General features: G+C 48.9%; 11 protein-coding genes and 1 tRNA gene. 5 read left to right on the top strand and 7 right to left on the bottom strand.

The features are described 5' to 3' along the window. Positions 1-240 precede the first annotated feature (240 nt). Complete coding sequence (locus NA624_RS13305; RefSeq protein ID WP_077677862.1) at positions 241-330, top strand: tyrosine-type recombinase/integrase; 90 nt, start codon at positions 241-243, stop codon at positions 328-330. Positions 331-503: 173 nt separating this feature from the next. Here NA624_RS13305 and NA624_RS13300 read toward each other — a convergent pair. Beyond that, positions 504-580: transfer RNA gene (locus tag NA624_RS13300), tRNA-Arg, on the bottom strand. A 254-nt stretch (positions 581-834) separates the two neighbouring features. On the opposite strand from NA624_RS13300, the gene fimW reads away from it, so the two are divergent. The 4 genes from fimW to fimZ all read left to right on the top strand — a co-directional run bounded on the left by fimW (position 835) and on the right by fimZ (position 3,881). Then, entirely contained in the window at positions 835-1,431 is a 597-nt protein-coding gene (gene fimW, locus NA624_RS13295) for a fimbria biosynthesis transcriptional regulator FimW (protein WP_000948626.1), read from the top strand. 161 nt (positions 1,432-1,592) lie between these two features. Continuing rightward, positions 1,593-1,904 carry a hypothetical protein gene (locus NA624_RS13290; protein ID WP_000226505.1) on the top strand — a complete coding sequence of 104 codons (312 nt, stop codon included), beginning with the start codon at positions 1,593-1,595 and terminating at the stop codon, positions 1,902-1,904. An 18-nt stretch (positions 1,905-1,922) separates the two neighbouring features. Next, positions 1,923-2,645, top strand: a complete 723-nt coding sequence (gene fimY, locus NA624_RS13285) for a fimbria biosynthesis regulator FimY (protein WP_001258105.1) — start codon at positions 1,923-1,925, stop codon at positions 2,643-2,645. A gap of 603 nt (positions 2,646-3,248) precedes the next feature. Beyond that, positions 3,249-3,881, top strand: coding sequence for a fimbria biosynthesis transcriptional regulator FimZ (gene fimZ, locus NA624_RS13280; protein WP_000801271.1), 633 nt, complete (start codon positions 3,249-3,251; stop codon positions 3,879-3,881). A gap of 45 nt (positions 3,882-3,926) precedes the next feature. Here fimZ and sfmF read toward each other — a convergent pair whose 3' ends face one another. The 6 genes from sfmF to fimA form a co-directional block, all read right to left on the bottom strand. After that, positions 3,927-4,445, bottom strand: coding sequence for a fimbria assembly protein (gene sfmF / locus NA624_RS13275; RefSeq protein WP_000577510.1), 519 nt, complete (start codon positions 4,443-4,445; stop codon positions 3,927-3,929). A gap of 9 nt (positions 4,446-4,454) precedes the next feature. Further along, positions 4,455-5,462: a type 1 fimbria D-mannose specific adhesin FimH gene (gene fimH / locus NA624_RS13270; RefSeq protein ID WP_000708676.1), complete on the bottom strand. Its 1,008-nt coding sequence runs from the start codon at positions 5,460-5,462 to the stop codon at positions 4,455-4,457. Between the two features lie 14 nt (positions 5,463-5,476). After that, positions 5,477-8,089, bottom strand: coding sequence for a fimbrial biogenesis usher protein (locus tag NA624_RS13265; RefSeq protein WP_000754207.1), 2,613 nt, complete (start codon positions 8,087-8,089; stop codon positions 5,477-5,479). A 30-nt stretch (positions 8,090-8,119) separates the two neighbouring features. Then, a complete protein-coding gene (gene fimC / locus NA624_RS13260; RefSeq protein WP_001519112.1) occupies positions 8,120-8,812 on the bottom strand; it encodes a type 1 fimbria chaperone FimC in 693 nt (230 codons plus the stop codon). Between the two features lie 43 nt (positions 8,813-8,855). After that, positions 8,856-9,389, bottom strand: coding sequence for a type 1 fimbrial protein subunit FimI (gene fimI, locus NA624_RS13255; protein WP_000619608.1), 534 nt, complete (start codon positions 9,387-9,389; stop codon positions 8,856-8,858). Between the two features lie 74 nt (positions 9,390-9,463). After that, positions 9,464-10,021, bottom strand: a complete 558-nt coding sequence (gene fimA / locus NA624_RS13250; protein ID WP_000681026.1) for a type 1 fimbrial protein subunit FimA — start codon at positions 10,019-10,021, stop codon at positions 9,464-9,466. Positions 10,022-10,551 lie beyond the last annotated feature (530 nt).

Genomic DNA, 10,551 nt, shown 5'->3' with positions numbered 1-10,551 from the left:
TGTGTACTTAGCGAATAACTTCAACATTATGAAAATCAGCGGATTCGGAAAGGTCTGGAGTGTAGCACTACAAATTGATTTGATCGATAAAGACGATCAATAATCTAGTGTTTGATAGCTTTCAACTATCACACACATTAAAATCGATCGTTGCAATCGATATAAACAAAGCCGTCTTCCTCGCGCTGGGTATCAACACCGAAGGCCAGAAAGCGCAGCCGGGTATGTGGCTGGGCGAAAATAAAAATAGAAGACTTTCGCTTTCACGGCCTTAGGCACACATGGGCAAGCTGGTTAATTCAATCAGGAGTTCCACTGTCAGTGCTTTAGGAAATGGGGGATGGAAATCTATTGAAATGGTTCACAGATATGCTCACCTTGCGCCTAATCATTTAACGGAACACGCGAGGGAAATAGACGACATTTTTGGTGATGATGTCCCAAATATGTCCCATATGGAAAATAAGGAGGAAATAAAGAAGCGTAACGCGTTGATTTATAAGTGGCGCGCCCTGCAGGATTCGAACCTGCGACCCACGGCTTAGAAGGCCGTTGCTCTATCCAACTGAGCTAAGGGCGCCTTGTGAAGTGAAGACTTCGTGTAGACGAAACGCGAGAATTATACGGTCAGGCACTCCTGAGTCAATGGCTTTTGTTCTGGTTGCTGCCTAAGTGTACGAATATCGTCTTTTCTGGCGCAATGCCAGGTTCCAGGAAATCGCCTGGACACATCTCAGCACGCATAAAGTGGGAATTAAGGCCGCCAGTATTTAGAAAATCAATAAGTTTCTTTAATATTTCACCATGATTCACCTGCCGTGTAGGATATTTTTTATGCTGAGTATCGCTATTAAGGAACAAAACAGTCACTTTGAGCATGGGTTGAAAATCATCATGACGCGTCTGGCGAATCAATGGCAGCAGAAAATTGACTTTCTGCCGCCAGAAGAGATAGATAATGCCGATATCGCTTTCCTGGCCCTGGATGATGATTGGTTCAGCGCAGGCTGTTACCAGATACCTATGCATACCCAACATCAGCTACGGGCGATTATTTGTAATAAATGCGATAAAGAAAAGCTCATGTTCAGACCATGTCTGTATATGCTGCCGCATATTTATCGGGAAGATGATGTTGAAGAAATTACCCGGAAAATGATATTGATCTTACATAAGCGAGCGCTTCGACATAGCGTCCCTTCTGGCATTTGCCACTACTGCACGACTCGTCATTTTTCAGTAACAGAACGTCACCTGTTAAAACTGATCGCCAGCGGTTATCATTTAAGCGAAACGGCTGCTTTACTTTCACTTTCTGAAGAGCAGACAAAGTCACTCCGCCGGAGCATTATGCGAAAATTACATGTTAAAACGGAGCAGCAGTTTTTAAAGTATATTAGAGTTAACCTTCATTTCTTACTCAGTAAGTAAACTCACTTAACTTTTTACAAGGCTTACGAAATATCTCACCAATAATTAAGTAACGATACCTACAGGCATTTTTTTAACGCTGCCACAATGATGCCCATAATATCCTGATAGATTCAGGGGTCGAAAATATATGGCTGCATCATAAATGCCTGGAGGAGTGTTTGGTGGCACAGGGTACTTTATTAAAGGAAAGGATAACTCCCCCACACCTGGCGTCTTCACCAACACGCCATTCATATCTCAACAGCGGATTGTTAAAATCTGAGCCAATCGTTCATCTCTCAACTGCGCAATTAATCGGCTATGAGGTCCTGACGCAACTTTCGTCAGAACATGATAGCGAAGTTTTTTTTCAGCAGTTAATGCTGATGGAAGGCATTGAAACATCAGAGCAACGAAGCATTGCTTTTTACGCTGGTGCAACGATGGGACAAGGTTATTTATGGCCAGCCATATTACCAGATATATATTAGAGCAATGGAAAAAGCAGGATGCGCAGCGTACCACGCAGGGAAAGACACCGCCGTTTAAGAAATGCCAAAGACTGCGCCTGCCGTTATCACTCTCCAACGCCGCAGATATTTGATCGCCTTGAGTTACTGGACCAACAGCTTAATTATGCCTTGCCGGTTGGTATCATTTCTCAGGCAATAATTACAACTGACAACTACCTCGGCTATTCGCTGAGTCATTACTTATTTTCCGGAAAACGTACCGCAGCATTCCGCTCATTAGATGACATTTCTTTGTGGATTGAAAAGGGGTCGCTCAAACAACTGATTATAGATATGGAGGCGCTACCTGTCTCCTGTATTGAGGCGCTTAACCAGCTACGCGCGCTCAGTTGGCAACAAAGCGATATCCAGATTTACCTGCTGGTATCAGATAAAACCCCCGCTATAGCTCAGTTTATCCGTATGGCTGGGCGTTTTTTTGTTCTGTCACGACGACAAAATCTGGCTTCAGTACGCGAAGCCTTGTTATCAGCCGCCGAACCTCGCTTATCGGAAAGCTTTAGCCGTACTGACTGGTTGATGATTGAAACTTTAGCGCAAGGTGCCTCTTTAAAAGAAATAGCACGTCAGCAAAGCGTATCTTATCATCGTGTAGTTTACCGGCTTAAACAACTTATCACCCTCCTTAACCTTCCCCACAGGCAAAGCTTTCTTCGGCTGATCCAGCAGCTAAACGTTACTTTCCACGATATTTTTTAACGGAGTAACGTTTTGGCGAATAAGATTTTTTAAGAAATTACTTATTTTTACTTCCATTAAATGTAAATATTTCACATAAAATTAATATTTACAACTCGTCCTGGTAAGCGATAAAAATTTTTTTCTTACATCGTCCCCTGTCCCTCCTCGTTTTTTGAGGTCTCCAGCGTCAACATCTTTCTGTTATTACATAACAAATACTAAACAATTAGTCTTTCATATTATTTTTATACTTAAAAACAACAGTTTAAACTACTCAATGTCAACTCCAAAGAAAATAGCTCCACCACGAACAAATTTTCTATAACGCCACAGAACATCCTACCCGCTATCCATAATTCGCATTTCGCAAGACTTTTCCGAGAAATCAGACCAGGTATAATCCATATTGTTTTTACTTAATCAGAAATTTCTTTTTTGTTGGTGCGAAATGGATATTCCACATATTTATTACTCTTACGCAAAATAGCCAGTCAACAGGGATGTCTCATTCTTTATTATTGCTCCACTGTGTGGTGTGTAGATCTGGCTATTTCACAATCTTTAAGGTGTCTGACGCTTATTCTAAAACGAAGGACGCATAACAGTCTGAGGCATACAACAATGAAACCTGCATCTGTTATCATTATGGACGAACACCCTATTGTAAGAATGTCGATCGAAGTTTTACTCGGTAAAAATAGCAATATTCAGGTTGTCCTGAAAACGGATGATAGCCGAACAGCGATAGAGTATCTGCGCACTTATCCTGTTGACCTTGTCATTCTGGATATTGAATTACCGGGCACTGACGGCTTTACCTTACTTAAACGAATCAAATCTATCCAGGAACATACCCGGATACTTTTTTTATCGTCAAAATCAGAGGCTTTTTATGCCGGAAGAGCAATAAGAGCGGGCGCAAACGGATTTGTAAGTAAACGCAAAGACCTCAATGATATTTATAATGCGGTAAAAATGATTTTATCCGGCTATTCTTTTTTTCCATCTGAGACGCTTAACTTTATCAGTAATGCCCGTCCCCCCAAAGGCGGGCACCATGATATGCCACTTTCTAACCGCGAAGTCACCGTGCTGCGCTATCTGGCTAATGGAATGTCTAACAAAGAAATTGCCGAGCAACTTTTATTGAGTAACAAGACTATCAGCGCGCATAAGGCCAATATATTTTCTAAACTTGGCCTTCACTCTATCGTTGAGCTTATCGATTACGCCAAATCACACGAATTATTGTAAAGGTACTCCCGGCGAATTATCGTTCGGGAGCCACAATAACGGGCATTAATTGTAATTGATCAGGAAAGTCGCATCCGCGTTAGCAAGTCCGGGCTGCACGCCATCGGCTAAGGCGATATAGTTCGCATAGAATTTCAGGGTAGCATTGCCGTTGTTGTCAATATCGACGGCCTTGCTGGCCTGTTCAAGTGGCAATCGACGTTGATCGCCATCGCGAATTTCAATCGCCAGTTTTTGCGCCATTGCCGTATCAGCAAGCGCCAGTAATGCCGTGCCAGGCGCTGGCGTCCCGGAAAACGTTATAGACGCCGAACCCGGCGGGCAGCCTTCAAGTTTTAGGCTAAAGGCTACCGGTTGCGTAGCGTCCCCGGCGGCGTGAAGCTGTTTTGTCGGCCAGGTGCCTAGGTTAACCGACTTGTTACTGTCGCCCGCCACCACGGCGCAGGTAAAATCCACCACGTTACCGCGCAGTTCAATATTCACTTCGCCCAGAGATGAGTTGGCCTGACTCAGCGGGCTTAACAAAACACAACCGATAGCGATGAAAACGCGCCGAAAGATCATTATGCCTCCTTAATCATAATCGACTCGTAGATAGCCGCGCGCAGTAAACGGCCCTTCCGCCGGTTTATTCCCCGTCACGCTGATCGGCCAGGCGCGAATACCTACGCGAGCGGCGGCGTTATCATCAAGATGAAACGGAATTTTACTCGACAAATTATTGGGTGTGAGCGGCGTACCGCTGCTATTAGCAACCACAAAGCCTAAATCCGGATTATCGGACACCATCGCCTGCCCTGAGGCCTTTTCGGCTTCAAGCCGCATCGATAAATAGGCCTGCGCCGCGACGTTGGTACATTTGATAGCGATAGTTTTCGTTTGCGGCGTGACGCCTTGCGGACGATTACCCGCCCCCGCCTGACTAAATAACGACGCGCCGATATCGCCGAAATCAAACTCCACGACCTGTCCGGCATTCACTTCACAGTTTTGCGGTACTTCCACTTTGCCGCTGTAGCTAATGGTATACACCGGCGTGCTCAACGCGTCGCTGGTAGAGGTCGTCACATAGACGGTAAACATTGTCTGGCGAGGGATCGTCACCATATTAATAAAAGGCCGTATCACTTTTAATTTAAAAACCAGCTTTGAGTCCTGCACGCCAAACGGCTTTTGCTGCGACACGTTATAGTCGACGCCCATGAGAATATAGTTACGGGGCGGATAAAATACGCCAGCGACACTATCGGTGATGCTCATCGCGCCCAGAAGGTAGTCATTCAACTTGAGGTATTTAAAATTTCCTTCGGTGCTTCGTACCGGTAATTCTGATACATAGCTTCGGTAGGTATAATTTACCGTTGTCCCCGCCGGGCACGTCGCGTTTACGCCGACCCAACCTGATTTTTCCGGCAACGTAACCACCTGTCCCGGCTGATTATTGCCGCTGGTGAAAACATCTGACAGGTCGTAAAAGATATCGGTCGCCGTCCCGTTTGAATTGCGGCAAACCGTCGCCAGCGCGGGATGGGTGAAAAAGAGCGAGGTCCCCGCCAGCAATAGCGCTGAGTATATTTTCATCTCTATTTTTCCTTTTATGATGCCGGACGGATACAGGTCGCGCTGGCTATCGTAATCGCCTGCTTCAGACTATCCTCCGCCAGGGCGTAAGGGGCGATACAACGCGCGTTTTTCCCCTCTCCCCACTGGATGAACAGTTCACCTTTTAGCGGCAAGCCGCTCAGATAAATTTGCCCGTCATCGCCGACCATACTGGTAATGCCGCTGGCGGTTTCTCGTACTATCGCGCCAAACGGTAACGGACGTCCGCCAAGCCTCGCGGTAATGATGGCCCTTACGCCTATCCGCGTATCAAAAGCGGCCCGCACCAGCGCGCCCTCTGTCGGCACCACGCTGCTGACGTTATTCTCGACATCGGTATGGTTGTCCATCGTGTTGGTATCTAACGCGACGCGGTTATAGCGATATACCGTGGCGTAGGGCATTACCGCATAGCCCCGCCAGTCCGTTTTCACGCCGGTCTGGTTTTCGATGCGCACGCCTTTCGCTCCCGGCGCTTTAATCAAGACATTGGTATCGCCCAACGGTTGGCTAAACGTAATACCATCCGCATGACCGACCACGCCGCCGGAAAGTTGCCAGTTATAGTCATGCTGATCGCGATCGTAGTTATATCCCACGCCCAGCGTGCCATACGTCGCCTGCCAGCTAGCGCTGGCGCTGCCGCTATAACCATTGCTACTGCTACGCCCCTGCGTCACGCTGTAGCTCAGATTACGTCCTTCCAGAAGCGTGCCGCCCACGCCGGTCTGCCAGCTATTGTCGCCGTCGCGGTTGCGGTTGGCGTTAAACGTGGCATAAGTACGATCAAGAATAGTGTCGCGCGCATAGCGCCGTCCGGTCAGAACGCTAAACGGAACGGACATATTGAATGCCAGAATGCGGTCGGCGCCTGAGATCCCCACCGACTCGCTCCACGACCATGACAGCGAATAACTTATGCCTTGCCATCCACTGGCGTATCCCAGTTGATACCAGGTATTGGTATCCGCCGTATTCCAGTAATTTTGTTGACTGCCGGAAAGATACAGTGACCCGTAATCCCCCAGGTTTTGCGAAATATTGACCTGAAAGCGGCCTTTTTTGCTGTAACGGAGATTGTGGTAGCTCTGCGCCACCGGCACTTTATGGCGGCGTCCGTCGCTATCGTATTCGTAGTCGTACCCTTCCATACTGCGATATGCCACATCATCCAGGGTGTAAAATCCGCGCGTGGAATAGCGGTAACCCAGCAATTGAAAATTCGTCCCGTAATTATTCAGCGATTTGGCGTACAGAAAACGCAACGATTGCCCCTGATGGGTGCTGTCATCTGCCAGTTGGCTACGCGCATGTGTGACATCGACCGACACGGCTCCCCAGTCGCCCAAATTTCGCCCCGCCCCGACCACCACGGCACGGTAACGATCGGCAAGTTGCGTACCGCCGTAAGCCGTCAGCCCCGCAGGCAGGCCGGCAATCACCGTTCCCTGGAAAAAGAATGGCGAAGACTGCTGACTATTGCCGCTGCGAAAATCCCCGGCCACCAGGTCATACTTCACCCTGCCCTCACGCTGCAATAGCGGAACGGTAGAGTAAGGCACCGTGTAACGTTGTTGGCTACCGTCTTTTTCATCTACCGTCACCTCAAGGTCGCCGCTGGAAGAGGTAGGATTAAGATCGGTAATCGCAAACGCGCCCGGCGACACATAGCTTTGGTAGATAACATACCCGTTCTGTCGTATCGTCAGCTTTGCCGCCGTCCGGGCGATCCCTCTGACCGTGGGGGCGTAGCCCTGCAGGCTATCGGGATACATATTGTCAGAAGAGTACAGCCGCGCTCCGCGAAAGCCGACGCTATCGAAAACATCGTTCCCGGTATTGCTGTCCCCCATGACCAGTTCGCTTTTTAGCGCAATGATGGCGCGCTGTACCCAGGTGCCAATGTTGTTCCAGCGTTGCGAATGATAGCCGTCCCCTTTCGAATAGTTCCAGGCTCCGTTATTACGCAGCCGCCAGGGGCCATAGTTCAACCCGCTCAGCAGACTCAAAAAATAGCTATCGCTGTCTGTTCCGCGGCTACCGGTAAAACTGTAATTGATGAGTGCGGCAGGTATCCCTTCATCCCACTCTTCCGGCGGGATATAGCCACGCGCGCTGTTGAGCAATGACGCCTGCGGCAAGCTAATATTTAAGCGCATCAACGCAAAATCAAACGCGACCTCCGCGCCCGGGATTTTCTCAGGAAGGTGAATACACGTGGTATCGACGCCTTTATCTGAGACAGGGAACGCCGCGGTATTCACGCCCAGCCGTTTAATCCACTCCGGTGTAAAACAAGGCATCAGGCCGCCGGATTTATCGCCGGCGCCCACGGCGCCCGCCTCAAAACGAATATCCTGCGTCGCTACGAATTCGTCGTTACGCCAGATATCCACCCGGTAAATACCGGGCGGCTGATGATTACCTTTTTCAAAGCGAGATAAATCCGCCACGGACGCGGTATCCGCCGACAAAAACGCAGGGTTGAAATAACTTTCGCCGCGGCTCGTCAGCGGACACAGCGCCACCAGCACCGACAGCGCCACGCCGTTTAACGGTGATACATAGCCGGGAAATCGCCCTGCAAACCAGGTTGTCTTCTTCATCGTGTTCTCGTGTGGCTTCACGCTCTCTGCTTAACCGAGACTGGCCGTTGTCGCCGACGTCAATGCGCCGTAATCATTGACGGTCTGAAATGTCACGCTGCCCTGAGCGCCAGTCGGTAAAGGAATTTGCATGTCGCTTTTTGGCGCGATCATCACGTTATCAATCTTTTTCGCGCCCACGCTGATATTGACCAGCGTGAGGTAATAAGCAGATGGGTTGGTTATCTTGAGATGGTTGCCGACACGGGAAAATTTCAGCAAGGTCGGCGCGTCTTCCGGCGTCTGCGGCAAATTCGCCGGACGCACGAACAGTTTGATGCGCGACAGAATCGCCAGTTGCAGAACGTTTTTTCCTTCAATATGACTTTTATCGACCGACGGGATGGCTTTCACGTTCATCCAGAATAACGACTCCCGATCCCCGGGTAGCGGTTGCCCGGCGTAGATAATACGCAGCGTGTTTTCGCTTTTGGGTTCGCTGACGAATAAAGGCGGCGTAACGATAAACGTTTTTTCTTTCTGCCCGGCGCTATTTTCGATCCATGAATTGACGAGGTAACGTTCTTGAGTATCACTATTACTGATTGCCAGAGAAGTCTGTTTCGCCGCCGAGGGATAAATAACGCGCGTGGCGCCTAATGCAATCCCCCCCGCCGCCTGTACGTTCAGCGAAGTAAATAACGTGAGAAGAACAATAAAGCCTAATTTTATACTATTCAGCATGGTAAAAAATACCTTTTGCATTGAGTCACGTCGGCAAGAAAATTCATGGGTAAACCAGCGTAAACCACACTTCTGAATGAATTCGTCCCGGCGTCATATTTTCTGAAATTGCCCGATAGCGGGCAGTAAAATGCAAAGTCATTTCTGACGTTAAAATGGGCGTGTAATGAAGCGGTAATGTGTTAGGGATGATTTGCCGCTGCTGGTCATCAAATAATGCCAGGCCGACTCCGGCATTACCGATACCCTCGCCGCTGGCCAGAAAAACATGGGGATCTTCCGCAGGCGTAACGCCGGCAAACGCAATGCCGACATGACGCCAGACCTCCGCGCTACAGGAGATTAACCGTAACGAAAATGGAACGCTGACGGGAGCGAAGCTGCCAGGACCGGTAAACGCATTCGTGCGGTACTGTCCCATCAGTACGCGCAAATCCTGGCTTTCTGTGGCGACAGCGCAGCCGCCATTGACCAGTTGTCCGCGCAGGTGAATACGCCCGCTCTCCACCATTACCGGCTGCGCAATAACGGGCGACATCAAAACAAGCCCCATTAGCGCCGCGCCTTTCCTTATCATCTGCTATGTTCTCTTTTATCCCCGATAGCCTCTTCCGTTGAGGCGCCTCCCTTCCCTGGCGTTCCCAGACGGGATTATTCGTATTTCATGATAAAGGTGGCGTCGGCATTAGCCTGGCCTGGCGTCGTGGCGGTGGCGGTTGCCTTATAGCGTGCGGTAAAACGCAGCGTATTGGTGCCTTCAACCAGCGCCTGCTTCGCCGAGAAGGTCGCGCCGTCCGGTTTCAACGGTGAGGAGGTGTTATCAAGAATCTCAATCCCGACGCCGGTTGCGGTAGTGCTATTGTCCGCAGAGGAGACAGCCAGCAAATTAGGGTTGGTGTTATCTGCCTGACCAGAGAAAGCCACGGCAGCGGTAGCCGCCACTTTCGGATCGCAGTCATTCAGGACGATGGAGAAAGGCACCTGCGCGGTCGTATCATCAATCGCCGTAAAGCTGGCGGTACGGTATTGACCCAGCGTCACCGTTTGATCGGCGGATTTAGTGCTAACGGCACAGGCTGCATTAACCAGTTTACCTTCGAAATGAATAGTACCGCCACTCACGCTCACCGGAGTAGGATCAGCCGCAACCGCTGCGCCAGCGACAAACATCAGACTCGCAATAGTAGAGGTCATTAATTTATGTTTCATGGATTTCCCTTGAATTACACACACCCGGTTTCGGCATCCTGTCGGCTCCGTTTGAATTATTATCGACATAGCATGTCAGAAAAGTTATCTCTGCATCCTGTAAAGATAGATATCGCAGATTAATTAGTTTTCTGTTTCTCCCCTGAGTATCAGACGCAGTAATTAATCTTTGCGAATATGACATTTCGTCACGGTAATAAATTAAACATTTCGCTAAATAAAAAATAGCCGCAAACTCTTTTAATGACCTAAGCTAATTCTTATTGGGATATAAGAAGGGTCTAATCTTATTTTGTATAAAATGTCGCATTATGCCGCCCGACGCTATTAACGACGAGGGATTACGGTAACCATAGCCAGGGTGATGAATTGTTTCTTTTTGGTTAATCATGGCGCGCTTACTGGTCACGTCTCAGTATCGGCAACGGACGGGGGAGACGTCGCGTTTGCATCGGAAACACAAACGTTAACTGACAGCGAGGCCCGCTTCTGACAAAATAGCGTTATCCCCTTTGACTTGAAGTAACAGA

This window comes from Salmonella sp. NW38 (assembly GCF_051807745.1).
In the GTDB taxonomy this organism is placed as follows: domain Bacteria; phylum Pseudomonadota; class Gammaproteobacteria; order Enterobacterales; family Enterobacteriaceae; genus Salmonella; species Salmonella enterica.
Note: the sequence above shows the minus strand (reverse complement) of the source record. Positions and strands in the feature narration are given on the sequence as shown.

Coding starts and splice junctions, on each gene's coding strand:
- fimW (WP_000948626.1), top strand. CDS start 835: ATGCTGAGTATCGCTATTAAGGAACAAAACAGTCACTTTGAGCATGGG.
- fimY (WP_001258105.1), top strand. CDS start 1,923: ATGCGCAGCGTACCACGCAGGGAAAGACACCGCCGTTTAAGAAATGCC.
- fimZ (WP_000801271.1), top strand. CDS start 3,249: ATGAAACCTGCATCTGTTATCATTATGGACGAACACCCTATTGTAAGA.
- sfmF (WP_000577510.1), bottom strand. CDS start 4,445: ATGATCTTTCGGCGCGTTTTCATCGCTATCGGTTGTGTTTTGTTAAGC.
- fimH (WP_000708676.1), bottom strand. CDS start 5,462: ATGAAAATATACTCAGCGCTATTGCTGGCGGGGACCTCGCTCTTTTTC.
- NA624_RS13265 (WP_000754207.1), bottom strand. CDS start 8,089: ATGAAGAAGACAACCTGGTTTGCAGGGCGATTTCCCGGCTATGTATCA.
- fimC (WP_001519112.1), bottom strand. CDS start 8,812: ATGCTGAATAGTATAAAATTAGGCTTTATTGTTCTTCTCACGTTATTT.
- fimI (WP_000619608.1), bottom strand. CDS start 9,389: ATGATAAGGAAAGGCGCGGCGCTAATGGGGCTTGTTTTGATGTCGCCC.
- fimA (WP_000681026.1), bottom strand. CDS start 10,021: ATGAAACATAAATTAATGACCTCTACTATTGCGAGTCTGATGTTTGTC.